Annotated in this window: 13 protein-coding genes; 8 read left to right on the top strand and 5 right to left on the bottom strand. The window is 55.9% G+C overall.

Annotation, left to right across the window (positions count from 1 at the left end):
- Positions 1-225: 225 nt before the first annotated feature.
- From IB214_RS06460 to csiE, 7 genes are all read left to right on the top strand, one after another.
- A complete protein-coding gene (locus IB214_RS06460; RefSeq protein ID WP_096756160.1) occupies positions 226-1209 on the top strand; it encodes an autoinducer 2 ABC transporter substrate-binding protein in 984 nt (327 codons plus the stop codon).
- Between the two features lie 103 nt (positions 1210-1312).
- Positions 1313-2821 carry a sugar ABC transporter ATP-binding protein gene (locus IB214_RS06455; RefSeq protein ID WP_117343504.1) on the top strand — a complete coding sequence of 503 codons (1509 nt, stop codon included), beginning with the start codon at positions 1313-1315 and terminating at the stop codon, positions 2819-2821.
- Positions 2814-3803: an ABC transporter permease gene (locus IB214_RS06450; protein ID WP_117343503.1), complete on the top strand. Its 990-nt coding sequence runs from the start codon at positions 2814-2816 to the stop codon at positions 3801-3803. Before IB214_RS06455 ends, IB214_RS06450 begins: the two co-directional genes overlap by 8 nt.
- Position 3804: 1 nt before the next feature.
- The gene (locus tag IB214_RS06445; RefSeq protein ID WP_096756157.1) at positions 3805-4758 is read left to right on the top strand and encodes an ABC transporter permease; all 954 of its coding nucleotides are present in this window, start codon (positions 3805-3807) and stop codon (positions 4756-4758) included.
- Positions 4759-4775: 17 nt separating this feature from the next.
- Complete coding sequence (locus tag IB214_RS06440) at positions 4776-6413, top strand: FGGY-family carbohydrate kinase (protein WP_096756156.1); 1638 nt, start codon at positions 4776-4778, stop codon at positions 6411-6413.
- The gene (locus IB214_RS06435) at positions 6410-7009 is read left to right on the top strand and encodes an SIS domain-containing protein (protein ID WP_117343502.1); all 600 of its coding nucleotides are present in this window, start codon (positions 6410-6412) and stop codon (positions 7007-7009) included. The genes IB214_RS06440 and IB214_RS06435 overlap by 4 nt, the downstream gene beginning before the upstream one ends.
- A 365-nt stretch (positions 7010-7374) precedes the next feature.
- Positions 7375-8652 (top strand): stationary phase inducible protein CsiE, encoded by a 1278-nt coding sequence (csiE, locus tag IB214_RS06430; protein ID WP_115257773.1) that lies wholly within the window; start codon positions 7375-7377, stop codon positions 8650-8652.
- On the opposite strand, the gene IB214_RS06425 is transcribed toward csiE, so the two are convergent.
- The 4 genes from IB214_RS06425 to IB214_RS06410 form a co-directional block, all read right to left on the bottom strand.
- A complete protein-coding gene (locus tag IB214_RS06425) occupies positions 8647-9795 on the bottom strand; it encodes a 3-phenylpropionate MFS transporter (protein WP_117343501.1) in 1149 nt (382 codons plus the stop codon). The genes csiE and IB214_RS06425 overlap by 6 nt on opposite strands.
- Positions 9796-9883: 88 nt before the next feature.
- Positions 9884-10726, bottom strand: a complete 843-nt coding sequence (locus IB214_RS06420; RefSeq protein ID WP_117343500.1) for an aldose 1-epimerase — start codon at positions 10724-10726, stop codon at positions 9884-9886.
- The gene (locus tag IB214_RS06415; RefSeq protein WP_117343499.1) at positions 10726-12165 is read right to left on the bottom strand and encodes a sugar porter family MFS transporter; all 1440 of its coding nucleotides are present in this window, start codon (positions 12163-12165) and stop codon (positions 10726-10728) included. Before IB214_RS06415 ends, IB214_RS06420 begins: the two co-directional genes overlap by 1 nt.
- 72 nt (positions 12166-12237) lie before the next feature.
- On the bottom strand, positions 12238-15504 hold the full coding sequence (locus tag IB214_RS06410) for a DUF5107 domain-containing protein (RefSeq protein WP_117343498.1): 3267 nt from the start codon (positions 15502-15504) through the stop codon (positions 12238-12240).
- A gap of 114 nt (positions 15505-15618) precedes the next feature.
- Here IB214_RS06410 and IB214_RS06405 point away from each other — a divergent pair, with 114 nt between their 5' ends.
- Positions 15619-16815: an ROK family transcriptional regulator gene (locus IB214_RS06405; protein ID WP_115257769.1), complete on the top strand. Its 1197-nt coding sequence runs from the start codon at positions 15619-15621 to the stop codon at positions 16813-16815.
- Here IB214_RS06405 and hcaR read toward each other — a convergent pair.
- On the bottom strand, positions 16810-17709 hold the full coding sequence (hcaR, locus tag IB214_RS06400) for a DNA-binding transcriptional regulator HcaR (RefSeq protein ID WP_117343497.1): 900 nt from the start codon (positions 17707-17709) through the stop codon (positions 16810-16812). The genes IB214_RS06405 and hcaR overlap by 6 nt on opposite strands.
- Positions 17710-17713: the final 4 nt, after the last annotated feature.

Genomic DNA, 17713 nt, shown 5'->3' with positions numbered 1-17713 from the left:
TAACAAAATGTTAATATTTAGTTTCATTTTAATTGTTTGATAACAATAAATTTGACTTCACACACACGAAAGCCTTCACATTTAACTAAAAATTAACTCAAATAGATCCTGTATTTTACAAAAATGGGCATAGATCACATTCATAGGATTTATGATTCATTCCCTCTTCCCTTCGTTGTTAACCTCACGCCGTGACATGCCCTGCCCCCTACTAAAGGTACAACTATGAAATTCAAACTCGCATTACTCAGTGCAACCCTGGTTTCTGCATGCATGTTGTCCGGCACGTCCTTTGCGGCGGAAAAATATGAAATTGCTGTGGTTGCCAAAGTCACTGGTATTCCCTGGTTTAACCGTATGGAGACCGGCGTTAACGAAGCAGCAAAAAAACTGGATGTGAACGCTTACCAGACCGGTCCGTCTACGCCAGACCCGGCTCAGCAGGTGAAAGTGATTGAAGATCTGATCGCCAAAAACGTGAATGCGATAATCGTAGTGCCAAACGATGCCAAGGTCCTTGAGCCGGTACTGAAAAAAGCGCGCGAGAAAGGCATTGTGGTCCTGACGCACGAATCCCCGGACGAGCAAATCGGCCAGTGGGATATCGAAACCATCGACAGTGAAAAATATGCGCAGGCCAACGTTGATGAGCTGGCGAAAAGTATGGGCGGCAAAGGGGGTTATGCCATCTATGTCGGTTCGCTGACCGTGCCGTTGCATAACGCATGGGCCGACTACGCGATTAAGTATCAGAAAGAAAAATACCCGGAGATGTTCGAAGTGACCTCGCGTCTGCCGGTAGCGGAAAGTATTGATAAGTCCTATTCCACGACGCTGGATCTGATGAAAACCTATCCGCAAATGAAAGGGATTATCGGCTTCGGTTCACTGGGTCCAATTGGGGCAGGCCAGGCCGTACAGAAAAAACGCGCCAAGGATAAAATTGCCGTCGTCGGTATCGCCATGCCAGCCCAGGCCGCACCTTACCTGATGCGTGGAGATATCAAAAAAGCACTGTTGTGGGACCCGAAAGATGCGGGCTACGCACTGGTGACGGTTGCTGACCAACTGCTGCAAGGCAAAGAGGTCAATACCGATCTGAGTATCGATGGTTTAGGGAAAGCCGATATCGACATGGAGAAGAAAGTGATCCGTTTTAACAAGATCCTCGAAGTCACCAAAGACAACGCGCAATCACTCGGTTTCTAAGGCTTTAGCCAACACCAGGGAACCTTAACGCCGACCGCCTGGTCGGCGCTATCCACCACACTCACACTCAGCGTCCGTCAGGACGCTCGCAGGGGTATTGTCCATGGCAGACACCACCGCATTTATCACTCTTGAGAATATCAGCAAACAATTCCCGGGCGTGCTGGCGCTGGATAACGTGAATCTGACGCTGAAAAAAGGCGAAGTTCACTGTCTGGCGGGCCAAAACGGCTGTGGCAAGAGCACCATCATTAAAGTGATCTCCGGGGTCTATCACCCTGAAAAAGGCGCGCAGATTTTACTTGATGGCAAGCTGTTCCATCACCTGACGCCACAGCTTTCTTCTCACTATGGCATCCAGGTCATCTATCAGGATCTGTCGCTATTCCCCAATTTTAGCGTCGCGGAAAATATTGCGGTTAACCGCTACCTGCCCGGCGGTGATATATGGGTACGTCGCGGCGCCATGAAACAACAAGCGCTGGCGGCGATGAAACGCATTGGCGTGACGCTCGATCCGGACAAAAAGGTCGAGAAACTCTCCATCGCCGACCGCCAGCTGGTGGCGATTTGCCGGGCGATTGCCGCCGACGCACGGCTGGTCATCATGGATGAACCCACCGCCTCGTTAACCCGTCAGGAAGTCAACGGCCTGCTGCGGGTGGTTAACGAACTGAAAGCCGCCGGCATTTGCGTGGTGTTTGTCAGTCACCGTCTGGATGAAGTGATGGAAGTGGCGGACCGGATCAGCGTAATGCGCGACGGGAAGCTGGTCGGCACTTATCCAGCCAGTGAACTGGACAGCCACGAACTGGCCTTCCTGATGACCGGGCAACGCTTCCACTACAGTCCGCTGCCGGAGAAATCGTTCGACTCCCACGAACCGTTGCTGGAACTGCGCAATCTGAGCCGTCGCGGAAAATACCAGAATATTAATTTGTCGCTGCACGGCGGTGAGATTGTCTCGATTGTCGGCCTGCTGGGTGCCGGGCGCACCGAGCTGTGCCTGAGCCTGTTTGGCATGACCCACCCCGAAAGCGGTGAAATACGCCTTAACGGTCAGCCGGTGCGGCTGCGTAATAACCACGATGCAATCAAACACGGGATCGGCTACGTCTCAGAAGATCGCCTGACCCAGGGGCTGATCATGGAACAGTCGATCTACGACAACACCATTGTTACGGTATTCGATCAACTGCATACCGGTAGCGGCCTGCTCGATCATGGTAAAGCACAAAAGCTGGTCGCTGATTTGATCCGCGAGCTGAACATAAAAGTGTCCGATCCGCACCTGCCGGTCAAAACGCTCTCCGGCGGCAACGCCCAGCGTATCGCCATTGCCAAATGGGTGGCGACCCATCCGCGTATCCTGATCCTCGATTCCCCCACCGTTGGCGTCGATATTGCCAACAAAGAGGGCATTTACCAGATTGCCCGCGATCTGGCCGAGCAGGGAATGGCGGTGCTGATGATCTGCGATGAGATCCCGGAAGCCTATTACAACAGCCACCGCGTGCTGGTGATGCGTCGCGGCAAACTGGTGGCGGAATTTAATCCTCATCAGTGTCGTGAAGAGGAGATTGCTGAAGTGGTCGAGGTCATCAATGAATAGTCTGCATTTCTCCCGTTTGCTCGGGCAACATGAATTCTGGCTGGGCCTGCTGGTGGTGGCACTCGCCGTAGGACTAAGCGTCAGTACCGATGAGTTCCTGTCGCTAGGGAACCTGACGGACGTCGCCACCAGCTACGCCATTCTCGGCATTCTGGCCTGCGGCCTGTTTGTGGTGCTGATTTCCGGTGGGATCGATATTTCATTCCCGGCGATGACCGCCATTGCCCAGTACGCGATGGCCAGTTGGGTGATCGGCCACGGCGGCAACTTTGCGCTGGCGCTGGTTATTGCCATTGCCGTCGGACTGCTGCTCGGGCTTATTAACGGCTTTCTGGTCTACTGGCTGCGCGTGCCGGCGATCATCATTACCATCGCCACGCTGAACGTCTACTACGGCCTGCTGGTATACGCCACCAAAGGGACCTGGCTGTACGGCTTCCCGGACTGGTTTATGAACGGCATTAACTGGTTCTCGTTCACCGCGACGGACGGCTACGACTACGGGCTGACCCTGCCCCTGTTGTGCCTGGCAGCGGTGATTATCGTGACGGCCGTGCTGATGAACTATACCCGCCTTGGCCGCCAGGTTTACGCCATGGGCGGCAACCGCGATGCGGCGTCGCGCCTGGGGCTGAACCTGCTGAAGCTGCATTTCTACGTGTATGGCTACATGGGTATTCTGGCGGGTGTTGCCGCCGTGGTGCAGGCGCAAATCACCCAATCCGTCGCGCCCAACTCCCTGCTCGGTTTTGAGCTGACGGTACTGGCGGCGGTGGTACTCGGGGGAACCAGCATGAGCGGTGGGCGCGGTACCCTGACCGGAACGCTGCTCGGCGTTGTTCTGCTGGCCTTCTTACAAAATGGCCTGACGCTGCTGAGCGTCTCCTCTTACTGGCACACCGTGTTCAGCGGCGCCATTATCCTGGTCAGCATTAGCGCCACGGCCTGGAACGAAAAACGCAAACTGGCAAGGGAGCTTTGAGATGAAAACAATCGCCAGATTTTTACCCGGTGATGCCATCATTCGTCTGCAATGCATCATTATTGTGGTCGTCGCGCTGGTCTTCTCGGCCCTGCTTGGCAGCCGTTTTTTCAGCGTGGCTAACTTCCAGTCCATCAGCTCACAGCTACCGATCCTCGGCATGCTGGCGCTGGGAATGGGCATGACCATGCTGACCGGCGGCATTAACCTGTCCATTATTGCCGGGGCTAACGCCTGCTCTCTGGTAATGGCGGCAATCATTGTCGCCCATCCGGATAACCCTCTGTTCCTGGTCATCGCCCTGCTGGCGGGAGCTGCCGTGGCGGTAGCCATTGGTACGCTGAACGGCGCGCTGATCGCCTGGGTCGGCGTGTCGCCGATCCTCGCCACGCTCGGCACCATGACGCTTATCTCCGGGCTGAATATTCTGCTCTCTAACGGCACGGTCATTTCCGGCTTCCCGACCGCTATTCAATACCTGGGTAACGGCACGATTGCCGGTATCCCCGTGGCGCTACTGCTCTTTTTCCTCGTGGCCATCCTGCTGTGGGTATTGCTGGAACACACCACACTTGGGCGCAGCCTGTATCTCGTCGGGTCCAACGAACAGGCAACCCGCTACAGCGGCGTGAATACGGTACGGGTACAGATCTCCGTGTACGTCATTTCGGCCCTGCTCGGCTGGGTAGCCGCCATCCTGATGATGGCGAAATTTAACTCGGCAAAAGCCGGATACGGCGAATCCTATCTGCTGGTCACCATCCTCGCCTCGGTGCTGGGTGGCATCAACCCGGATGGCGGCTTCGGGCGTATTATCGGCCTGGTGCTGGCGCTCATTGTGCTGCAAATGCTGGAAAGCGGCCTTAACTTGCTGGGGGTCAGTAGCTATCTGACGATGGCGCTGTGGGGCGCGGTGCTGATCCTCTTTATCGCATTACAGAATCGTAAAGCCTGATTCCAGGAGAAAAAATTATGGCAAGTTACTTTATTGGTGTGGATGTCGGAACCGGTAGCGCCCGTGCAGGCGTGTTTGATCTCAACGGCAGAATGGTCGGTCAGGCCAGCCGGGCGATTGAGATTTACCGTCCGCAGGCCGATTTCGTTGAGCAATCCTCAGATAACATCTGGCAGGCAGTGTGTAACGCGGTTCGTGATGCGATTAACCAGTCAGATATCAACCCGATTCAGGTGAAAGGTCTGGGCTTCGACGCCACCTGCTCGCTGGTGGTGCTCGATAAAGAAGGTAAACCGCTGACCATCAGCCCTTCCGGGCGCAGCGAACAAAACATTATTGTGTGGATGGATCACCGTGCCATTACTCAAGCCGAGCGCATTAACGCCCTGCATCATCGAGTGCTGGACTACGTCGGCGGGATTATCTCGCCGGAAATGCAAACGCCAAAACTGCTGTGGCTGAAGCAGCATATGCCCAACACCTGGGCCAATGCAGGCTACTACTTTGACCTGCCGGATTTCCTCACCTGGCGCGCGACAGGCGACGACACGCGCTCGCTGTGCTCGACGGTGTGTAAATGGACCTATATGGGTCATGAGGACAAATGGGATGCCAGCTATTTCCGCCAGATTGGGCTGGAAGACTTGTTGGAGCACGATGCCGCTAAAATTGGCCGCGACGTGAAAACGATGGGGGAACCGCTCGGTCATGGCCTTTCTGCACGGGCCGCCAGCGAAATGGGTCTGATCCCAGGGACCGCGGTCAGCGTGTCGATTATTGATGCCCACGCCGGAACGCTGGGCACCCTCGGCGCCAGCGGTGTGACCGGCGAAGTGGCTGATTTTGACCGCCGCGTCGCGCTGATTGGTGGCACGTCCACCGGTCATATGGCAATTTCTAAAGAGCCGCGCTTTATCAGCGGCGTCTGGGGTCCTTACTACTCCGCCGTCCTGCCGCAATACTGGCTCAACGAAGGCGGACAGTCGGCCACCGGCGCGTTAATCGACCACGTTATTCAGTCACACCCGTGCTACGACACGTTGCTGGCGCAGGCAAAATCACAGGGGCAGACCATTTACGAAGTGCTGAATGCGCTGCTGCGTAAAATGGCCGGCGAGCCGGAAGATATCGCGTTTCTGACCCGCGATATGCATATTCTGCCCTATTTCCACGGTAACCGTTCCCCGCGCGCCAACCCAACGCTCACCGGGGCAATTACCGGGTTGAAGCTGTCCCGGACGCCGGAAGATATGGCGCTGCAGTATCTGGCGACCATTCAGGCCATTGCGCTGGGGACGCGACATATTATCGAAACGATGAACCAAAGCGGGTATACCATCGATACCATTATGGCCAGCGGCGGCGGCACGAAAAACCCAATTTTCGTACAGGAACATGCCAACGCCACCGGCTGTGCGATGCTGCTACCGGAAGAAAGTGAAGCCATGCTGCTGGGCAGTGCCATGATGGGAACTCTCGCCGCAGGTGTGTTCGATACCTTCCCGGAAGCGATGTCAGCGATGAGCCGCATTGGTAAGACGGTCACCCCGCAAACCAACCGTATTAAGCAGTACTACGATCGCAAATACCGGGTTTTCCACGAGATGTACCAGGACCATATGAAATACCGCCAGTTAATGCAGGAGGACGCATGAGTGATTCATGGTCCCAGGCGACCGGCGTATGGCAACTCTACAGTGAGGCTCTGGCGGGATTGGGCCAGCATCTGACAGAGCAGACCTGGCAGTCTTTAATGACCGAACTGCGCGACTGCACAGGAAAAATTGTCGTCACTGGCGTCGGTACGTCCGGCATTGCCGCACGTAAAGTGGCGCATATGCTGGCCTGCGTCGAACGCCCGGCAATTTACCTCAATGCCACCGACGCTGCTCATGGCGACCTGGGTTTTTTACGCGCAGACGATCGGGTGATTATGCTGTCGCGCGGAGGGAATTCAGATGAGCTTACCCGACTGCTGCCGGGACTGGCTGCGAGGAACGTGCCGATCATTAGCGTGACGGAAAACCCAAACTCCGCCATCGCCAGCGCCTCACGGCTGGTGATTTCCACCGGCGTACAGCGCGAGGCCGATCCGCTGGACATGCTGGCGACCACCTCCATTATTCTGGTCCTGGCGATATTTGATGCCGCCTGCGCCTGTCTGATGAGCGAGAGTGGCTACTCAAAGGAAACGCTGTTAGCCGTACATCCTGGCGGCGATGTAGGATTAACGCTGAGCCGTGAGCAGTAATGCCAGACAGCTGTTCCGGAGGTAATGGATCTGTTGCCTCCGGTATATTGCTACGTTCACCTTATGTTTTTCACTTATCTGAAATGATAGTACCCGTGAACGTGACCCTGAGCCGGAATCACATGTTCTCCATAATGCTTAACTGACAAACAGTACAGCCACTGGTAGTGTTTTTTTATATTGCAACAAAAGATAAAACAGTGAAAAAGCGTGTTAACGCGCTGCGTTTAACTCCCGCCCACTGTTCCTCGCGTTAAAAATTCTGTGACGGTCTCCAGCATTCCTGGCGGAAAGGATTCCATTCTTCATTTCTATGAGCAAACTTTAGCTATTCTTACCAAACATACTTTCGGGAGACTCTACAGATGATGTCAACGCTTGCCCCGCCATCTGTACTTTCTGCTCCCCAGCGCCGCTGCCATGTGCTGCTGACGCTGTTCCAGCCGGGGCAAATCGCGACCACCCAGACATTTAGCGCCCTCAATGGCGTCGAAGACGATGTGGTCCGTGAGGATATCATCGGCGCGGGGATTGAAATCCAGCGTTATCATCGCCTTACTATCATTGCCACGCAGAATGGTGGCTACCAGATCGAAGGATCGGCACTCAATCAACGATTGTGCTTTCTGCACTGGCTACGACGCGGCCTGCGGCTGTGCCCGGGCTTTATCACCGGGCAGTTCACACCAGCGTTAAAAATGCAGCTCAAACAACGCGGCATCGCCCGTACGCTGTATGACGACACCAATCTGCATGCGCTCATCAACCTCTGTTCCCGGCGGCTGCAAAAGCCGTTTGAATGCCGGGATGTCCAGTTTCTGCGCCTGTTTTTACAGTACAGCCTGCTGCAACATCACGCCGGGCTCCACCCGGAGTTTAACCCGCTACAACAGCGCTGGGCGCAATCCTGCGCCGAGTATGCGCTCGCCGAAGAAATCGGTCGTCACTGGCAGCGCCGTGTGATGCAAAGTGCGCCACCGGGCGAGTCGCTGTTTATGGCGCTGCTGTTCTCGATGATCCGCATCCCCGATCCCATTCGCGATAACCATCAGCAGGACCGCCGCCTGCGTCTGGCCATTGCCCGACTGGTGCTACGTTTTCGCGAGAGCGGCAACGTCCGCTTCAGTGACGAACAAGGATTGAACGACCAGTTGTACGTGCATCTTGCTCAGGCGTTGAACCGTAGCGTGTTCGCGATTGGCATTGATAACACCCTGCCGGAGGAGTTCAGTCGGCTCTATCCCCGGCTGGTGCGCACCACGCGAGAAGCGCTCAAGGGATTTGAAGCGGAATACGAAGTGCATTTCTCTGAAGAAGAAGCGGGGCTGGTCGCCGTCATTTTTGGCGCATGGCTGATGCAGGAAAAAGATCTGCACGAGAAGCAAATCATTCTGCTGACGGGCAATAATGAACGACTGGAGACGCATATTGAGCAGCAATTACGTGAGCTGACCCTGCTGCCGCTGAACGTAAAACATATGCCGATGCAGGACTTTCAGAAACAGGGCTCGCCGCGTGGCGTGGCGCTGATTATTACCCCGTACACCACGCCGCTACCGCTGTTTTCACCGCCGTTGATTCATGCGGATCTGTCGCTTACGCTGCATCAGCAGCAGCAGATCCGCAAAATCCTCGAATCATAACACCGGTGATTGCGCCGTCACTTTAGGCCGCAAGACGATGGCGGGCAGCGCCACCAGCGCCATAACCCAGAATACACCGCTGCCCATATTCTGGTACAGGTAACCAGCGAACACGGTCATGATGGCAATACTTCCGCCCATCGCAATGGCGGAATAGACCGCCTGCAAACGAATCACTTCACTGCTCTGGCGTGCGGCAATGTAGCGCATGGCCGCCAGGTGACACACGGTAAACGTACCGCAATGCAGGATTTGCACCACGATAAGCCACGGCAGCTCGGTGCTCCAGCCCATCAACCCCCAGCGCACCACGCCACACACGGCGGAGAGCAGCAACAGATCGCGGGCGCTAAAGCGGCGGAACAGCTTGTGGCTGAGAGCGAAGATAATCACTTCCGCGACCACACCCAGTGACCATAAATAGCCCACCGCTGACGCCGAATACCCGGCAGACTGCCAGTAAATAGCGCTGAAACCATAATAGGCGGCGTGCGCCCCTTGCAGCAGGCTCACGCAGGCAAGAAAGCGCCAGCTCTGCATAATAAGCTGACGCCATGCTGGCCATCCGGTACTCTCCTGCTGGCGAACTTCTCCCGCAGGCTGCACGCTCGGGCGGATCATCATACCCAGCAGCATTGACGCCAACGCCAGTGACAGCAGCACCAGGATCACCCGATAGTCATACAGGGTCACCAGCTTACCGGTCAGCGCCGAGCCAATCACAAAGGCCACAGACCCCCACAACCGCACCCGGCCATAGTCCATGGTGATTTGCTTTTGCCAGGTATTCGCCAGCGCATCCGTCAGCGGCACCAGCGGCGAGAAGAACAGGTTAAACCCGACCATCACCACCATCAGCCACGCCACATGCGTCCCCGCCCAGAAGGCCAGCGCAAACACCAGCGTCAGCAGCGCTAAAATGCGTAAAGCGGAAATCAGACGAGAGGGATCGCTCACGCGCGGCGCAATGAGCAAACTACCGAGAAAACGTGCAATTAACCCCGCGCCTAACAGCAGGCCGATGGTTTCAGGCGTCAGCCCCAACCCTTCGAGCCACACGCTCCAGAAAGGCAGAAAAATCCCGTAGCTAAAAAAGTAGGTGAAATAACCGAGCGCCAGCCAGCGCGTGGAGTGCAAAACCATGATTCCCTCCCGTTTGGAGGCGATAGTCTGGCGATAAACCCCGGCTGGCGCAAGCGAGTATTAACAGGCAGATAACATGATAATTGCCCTATTCTACGCGAATTTGCAGCGTAAAATGGCACTGTTCTCCCTGCGCTAAAAGGCGTAATCCCGGCTGGCCCGGCATGTGGTGGGCATTCACCGGATGCGTCTGCGGTTCGAGGCAAAGGAACTCCTCACCCGACATTCTGAACAGCATAAGCCACGGAGTTTGCGCCAGAATCGTGAGCTTCATCACATCGCATTGAATGACCGCCTGCCCGCCCCAGCCGGAATACCCCACGTTCAGCCAGGCGTCCTCGCCATACTGTGCGCGAGTGAAATCAGCCGCTGGTGGGATATCGTGCTGCCAGGGTAACGGCAGGTGTTGCTCCCCCTCCGGCCAGTAGCCGCTGGCCGAAAACTGCGCCGTACTGCGCGCATCAAAGGCAAAAAACGGATGGAAGCCACAGCCGTACAACATCGGTCGTTCACCGCTGTGGGTGAGGGTCAACGAGGCATGCAGGCTGGACGCTTCCAGTTGATAGCACAGCTGCGCCGTATAGTCGTAACCGCACGGATGCCAGCCGCGTAAGCGCAGCAAACAGCCGCTTTGAGTCGCATTAACCACCGCCCAGCGCCGCAGCCAGCCGTCACCGTGTAAGAAGAATTTATCGTCCGCCTCATGCTGCGGCAAAACCACCTCTTCCCCCCGCAGTAGAAAGCGATTACCTGCCACCCGGTTAGCCAGCGGTAACATGGGGAACAGGCCGCAATCCCCCGGTTGTTTCCCCTGGCCCTCACGTAAAACCGGTTGTTGATGTTGTAACGACACCAGACTCAACAGCGACCCGCCCTGAGGGTCAACGCACATCCGCAGATGTGCGTTTTGTAGCATCAAAAGGTTGTCCATTACCGGACGCTACGTGGTTGGGCCGAAGGGCTGGCTTTGCTATGCTGCGCCGCCAGCTGTTCTTCCAGCGCTTCCAGGGTGACGCCCTTGGTTTCCGGCACATGGCGCAGAACGTAAACATAACCCATGGCACAAATCACACCGTACAGCAGGAAGCTCCCGGCCGCACCCAGGCTGGCATTGAGCAGCGGGAAGGTGTAGGTCAGCAGGAAACAGGCAATCCACAGTGCCAGCGTACCCAGCGACATCGCCAGACCACGCACGCGGTTAGGGAAAATTTCCGACAGAAGCACCCAGGTCACCGGGGCCAGCGTCAGGGCGTAAATAGCGATTGCCGCCAACACCAGTACCAACACCGGCCATCCCATAATGCCCAAGCCGTAGGCACTGGCAATCAGCACATAGATAACGGTCAGCCCCGATGCGCCAAACAGCATCAGTTTGCGACGGCCAATTTTGTCCACCAGCGGCAGAGCAGCAAGGGTGAAGACCAGATTAATGATCCCTGTCGCCACGATCGATTTTAACGTACCGTTGATATCGAACCCGGCGGAGGCAAAGATCTCCTGCGCATAGTTGAAGATCACGTTGATTCCACACCACTGCTGGAATACGGCCAGCACCATACCAATAATCACGATCGGTTTGATCTGCGGTTGCAGCAGCGTAGACCAGGCGACCTTGTGATTATCTTTTTGCAGCGTGTGTTCAATCTCCTTCAGGGTTTGCTCTGCATACGCTGTACTGCCAATCCGTTGCAGCATGGCGCGTGCGCGCTCAGGTTTCCCGGCCTTCACCAACCAGCGCGGAGATTCCGGCACAAAGAACATCAGTACAAGAAACGCCAGAGCGGGGACTAACTCGGCACCGAACATCCAGCGCCAGCCCGTCTGACCGTTCCAGCTTTCCACAATCGCCTGCTGGGTCGCGCCAGTGGCAACGGGTTCAGCAATCATCAGATTGATAAGCTGCGCCGCCAGCACGCCAATCACGATGGTCAGTTGGTTAACGGCAACAAAACGACCGCGCTTTTCAGCCGGGCTGACTTCAGCGATGTACAGTGGACTCAGCGCCGACGCCAGACCAATCCCCACCCCGCCGACGATACGATAGACAATAAACATATCGAAATTGCTGGCAACGGCGGTGCCCCAGGCAGAGGCACTGAAGAGTATCGCAGAGAGGATCAGCGGCATTTTTCGACCAAACTTGTCGGCACACCAGCCGGAGATCAGCGCACCAAAAATACAGCCGACCAGCGCCGAGCTCATCGCCCAGCCGGACTGCGCCGGATCGGTAATCGAGAAATACGCTTCATAGAAGGGTTTTGCCCCACCAATCACTACCCAGTCATAGCCAAACAGTAAACCACCGCAGGCCGCAACCAGGCAGATAGTCCAGACATAGCCAATCTTTAAATGTGTCTGCGCGTTATTCATTATCATTCCTCTTTCAGGGAAACGCAGGGAACAGAAGGTTTCAGGTGGGGTTGCCCCCACCCGATCAGGGTGTTACTGGAAAAGCGATATGTTGATGGCGTGACGCAGCAGCAAGGCTTTGTCGTGCGCCGGATGACGTTGCAATAGCGCATCAAGGTCATGCTGGCAGGCAGGCAGATTGCCCAGCCCCAGGTGCCCAAGCGCGTTGATGAACAGACAGTGTTGCTGATGTTTCTCGTGTGCAGAGGTATCCAACACCACTAAATCAGGCAGCGACACGGCAAAGAAATCGACGTCCGGTACCTGGTCATGCTGCGTATCAACCCACTGCAGGAAGCTGTGGAACAGCGTGTCCGCTTGCGCGGTGTCCCCCATCGCTTTCAACGCCATGCCTTGCCAGAACAGATAGTCCACCGGCTGGTCGTTGTAATAACGTCCGGCGTCAAGCGAACTACCGCCCCGCGTTGCCCGCACAAAATAGCGCTGGGCCTCGTCATGGTGTCCCTGCTGCTGTGCGCAATATCCCAGCAAATACCAGATGTCGTTATCCGTTTGTCCGGGTAAACGTCCTTCGCCGAGGTTCTGCGGGTAGTGCAGCGCCTGTTGCAGCAAGACGATGGCAGCCGTGAAATCGTTGATGTGAATAGCGGCCAGTGCCCGATGCAGGTGATTGAGCAGATACTGCCCGGTGGCTTTGCCTTCACCGCCTTCCCACGGGTGGAACACGCGCTCGTTGAGCACGGCCGCCGCGGCATCATAGTGACCCACGCCATTCCATAAACTGAGCAGTTCTACCGTCAGGTCATCACGATGGAAAACCACCTCCTTGCTGGCTTCCAGCCTTGCCAAACGCTGTTTAGCCGGTTGTGCCAGAAGTTTATTGAGGTAGTCGAGCTCAAACAGGAAGCGCGCATTTTTCGGCTCCAGCGCCACGGCCTGCGACAGATAACGCTCTGCCAGTTGAGCATCATGCTGCTTGTTCCAGGCATAAATCCCCAGCAATCGGTGTACCGGGGCAAAATCCGGCTCCTGCTCAAGCGTGAATTGCCAGCAGGAGACCGCCTCGTCATAACGTCGTTTGCTATACCAGAAACAGCCGAGCAAATAGCGGGCAAACGCGCTATGCGCCAGCGTTTGTAGCATCTGCACTTCATCCAGCGTATTGGGGAATCGCACACGGTTTTGCAGACACTCGCGAGCGCGCATGATGAAAGACTGAGGGTTATCACTGAGTGAAGCCCGCCACAACATCGGCAGCGTTTCCTGGCTGTCGAGCAGTTCCAGCACATCGCGCGCCGCATCTTGCTGCCCCAAAGAAGTCAGCCAACCCGCCAGCTCGCAGGCATTGGTACCACGTCGCCCGGTAACGGACAGCAGTGCGGCGGCTGAATCTTCGTCCTGGCCGATAGCCCAGCGCGCATAGTGCAGGGTGTAACTCAGCGGATAGTCAGCCAGCTGTTGGCGAATATATTCCAGCGCCTGCTCGCTGCGATCAAGCTTCGCCAGCACCAACGCTTTCAGCCCCATCGCCAGGTTATTACTGCCGTTGAAACGCAGACTCTGATCGACCTTCTCCAGCGCACCAGCATAGTCTGCACGCTTCATTGCCAGACGAGCCAGCGACCAGAAGGCGGCATCGCGACAGTTACCGCTCCAGCTTGCCTTGTAGTAACTCTCCCACGCACCGTCATTATCACCCTGACGTTCCAGAGCGGCGGCCAGCAGCATGCTCGCCTCGCCATCACGCGGATTTTTATTGAGTTTATGCGCGCGTTCAAGCGCCGCACGCGCACAGTGCTCGGCCAATGCCCAGTCCGCCCGGTTTAGCGCCAGCGTTCCCAGCGCCACATTATTGCGGTAATCAAGCGGATCAACCTCCAGCGCGCGGCGATAATAATCCTCTGCATAACGGCTGGCGTGATTGTATTGTTCCAGATGCTGACCAATAAAATAGAGTTCATCGGTATTGGACAGCGCCTCTGGCAGTGCCGGCGCAACGGCGGCCGAAGGCAGCGGTAATTCTTCGGCAATGTGCTCTTCGTATTGCAGCAGCGACGAGCCATCCGCGCGGGTCACGGCCATGGTCACCCGCTCGTGACCGCGATCGGACACCTCAGCCAGCCAGCTTTTGCCCGGCTCAAGGGTCAGCATCTGTTCATAAAACGGTTTCCCATCAGCAGAAAGCGTAACCAACACGTCGTGCAGCGGCGCAATAGCGTAAACGCCAACAGAGAGCTGGCCATTGTCACGCACCAGACGCAGCGCCAGTTGAGTGCTGGCGTTTTGCACCATGCCGAGTTCGCTGTAGGGCAGGAAGTTTTGTACGAAGACTTTCTCTTCGTACGGCGCAAGCCAGGTAAAGTCCGGCTGATTATCAGTAAAGACCCCGGTCATCAGTTCAATATACGGCCCGTTGTCATCGGTCAGGTTGCGATCCCAGGCGACGCCAAACTCACCGTATCCCCAGGTCCACTGTTTTTTCCCTGGCGAAACGTGGTGATCGGCGACATGCAGCAGTCCGCCGCGTTCGCTATGGTGCCACGCGCCGACAAAGTCATAGTTCGATTTTTCAGCCATATAGGAGGTCGGAACCGGCACGTTTTTGTAGCGTGAGATATCCACGCCCGCGGAGTAATCCACTTTGTAATAAGTGCCGGTCGCTATCGGGAACGCGGAAACATCGCGCTTGCCATGGTCAAAAACGGCAGTCACATCCGGCGGGAACACGCTCTGATGATCGTCCCCGCCCTTCACCGCAGGATTCGCCCACCATAAGAAATGGCGCGGCGTGGCATTACCGTTAAACACTTTTCCGGTTATCTCAATCAGGGCGCGATCCGGATACAGCGTGAATCCTGTCATCACCTGCAAGCCACGCATCGGCTCAACTTCACCCATCCACACCGTGTATTCGCCCTGCTCGCCCTGCTGTTGAGTAAAATCAACCGGCATAAAGGTGGTGGGACGGTGATGCTGAGGCCAGTTAAACTCAATGCCGCCGGAGATCCACGGCCCGAGCAGGCCCACCAGCGCAGGTTTGACGACTTCGTTGTAGTAGACGAAATCGCGCTGTTGTACTTTGTCATAGGCGCGATGAATACGCCCCCCCAACTCCGGCAGCAGCATGATGCGAATGAAGTCATTCTCCATCCACACCGCTTTGTAGTCGCGCATTTCACGCTTGCCGGTTAGCGTATCAATCACTCCATAGGGATACACCGCACCAGAAGATCCCTGATAAACCCGTTTCTCAAGGAACATTGGGTTAGCGTCTTCCTCGCCTGCCGTCCACGTTGGGAGGGTGATCGTTTCCTGCCAGACCTTCACTGAACCGTACATGCCGCTCTCCACTCAATAAACAAAAGTAAAAATTTAACTTGAGGCTATTCTGCGGCAGTTAAGTGGCGTTAAAATGCGCAATGCTCACGCAATACAGTAAAGGGAGTTAAGTGAATGCAGCGTTCGGGGTTCAACAACGCCAGGGTTCGCCAGGCGAATAAACAGATCTTTTTATCGCACCTGTGGCGGGAAAAGCAGCTCAGCAAATCACAACTGGCACAGCTCACCGGCTTGTCGATCCCGGCGGTCAGCAATATTCTCGAAGAGTTGATGGATGAAGGGCGGATCGACCATTCCCGCGAGACATTAAGCCAGCGCGGTTTGAGCAGCGGCAGCTTTCATTTGCCGGAAAAAGGGGCCTGGACATTATGCATCAACGTCACCCCCACCAGCATCACCAGCCAGTTGGCAGATGCGCGCCTGGTCGCAGTCGGTGACTGGCGGCATGAACTGATCAATCCCGAGACGCCAAAAGCGCTATTGACCGCGTTGGCAGCGCACTGGCGGGAATACCGTCGGCACTATCCTGAGGTCACAATCAACCTCGCGCTGGGCGTTCACGGTCAGGTTGATCCGATTACCGGCGCATCAAAGACCATGCCACAGGCACCGTGGAAAACAGCGGTGGAAATAAAGTATTTGCTGGAAGAAATGCTCGGCGTGCAGGTCCTGCTGGATAATGACTGCGTGATGCTGGCGCTGGCGGAAAAGTGGCAGAACCCGGCGGCGAACGGCGATTTTTGCGTGATTAACGTTGATTACGGCATTGGTTCATCGTTCGTCATCAACGACAACATCTGGCGCGGCAGTTTGTTTGGCAGCGGCCAGATTGGACATACCATAATCAACCCTGACGGCATCGCCTGTGACTGCGGTCGTTACGGCTGTCTGGAAACGGTCGCCTCATTAAGCGCCCTGAAAAAGCAGGCTCGCGTGTGGATGAAATCTCAGCCTGCCCCCCATTACGATCCAGAAACGCTGACCACCGATCAGCTGATTGACGCCTGGCAACAGGGCGATGTCCGTATTCAGGCGTGGGCCGAGCACGCTGCCAGCGCCATTGGCCTGAGTTTATATAACTTTTTGAATATATTAAATATTAACCAGATTTGGTTATACGGTCGCAGCTGTGCCTTTGGCGAAAGCTGGCTCAATACGCTGGTACAGCAAACCGGGTTTAATCCGTTTGATCACGGCGATAGCCCACGTGCCAGAGCCACGCAAATAAGTTTCGGTCAGCTTAATCGCTCGCAGCAGTTGATGGGTATTGGCTATCTGTATGTGGAATCACAGCTTAGCGAACTGTCATGATAATGCCGCCAGGGGCACGGCTAAACGATCCTGCGCCAACGCGATAAAATCCTGCAGGGCGGGCTTCAACTCGCCCTTTTTCCAGGCCATCAGCAACGCAATGGTCGGCACATCACCGGCGATAGGGCGAAAAACCACCTGGCCGGTATTAAAATTATTCATATAACCGGGTATCAAAGTCACCCCCAGCCCCATACCAACCAGGTTCATGGTCACCAGAATATTGGTGGCGACTTGCACAATATTGGGTTGGCTTTCCTGCTGTTGAAACCACGCTTTGACAATCTTCGCCAACGCGCCGGAATAGGCCGGATCGGTACTGACAAAGTTCACGCCGTTCAGCTGCTGGGCTGAAATCGTTTTCTCGCTGGCTAACGGGTGGTTAACTGGCAGTACCACGACCAGCGGCTCATGAATCAGTTCCAGATAGTCGAGTTCCGGGCTGTAAATCGGATGGCGCATTAAGCCAACATCCAGCTCGCCGCGCAGGATTTTCTCTTCCTGCTCAGTGGTTATCAGGCTCACCAGTTCAATATGCGTGTCCGGTTGTTTTAAACGAAACAGCGGCAGAACCTTCGGCAGCAGATTCACCTCCGCGGAAGGGACAAACCCAATCGAGAAATGACAGTCTTCCTGCACCGCCTTACGGGCGCGAATTTTGGCATTTTCTGCTTGTTCAAGGATCGCCAGCGCATCCTGCAAAAAGCACTCCCCTGCTGCCGTTAGCGCGACTTTGCGTTTATCCCGCACCAGCAGCGTCACCCCGATGCAGGCTTCCAGATCGCGGATCTGGCTGCTTAACGACGGCTGAGAGGTATGCAACTTCTCTGCCGCACGGGTGAAATTCAGCGCCTGCGCCACCGCGACGAAATAGCGTAAGTGCCTCAGTTCCATACCC

The sequence above is a fragment of the Citrobacter sp. C1 genome, assembly GCF_014596895.2.
Classification (GTDB): Bacteria; Pseudomonadota; Gammaproteobacteria; order Enterobacterales; family Enterobacteriaceae; genus Citrobacter; species Citrobacter gillenii.
Note: the sequence above shows the minus strand (reverse complement) of the source record. Positions and strands in the feature narration are given on the sequence as shown.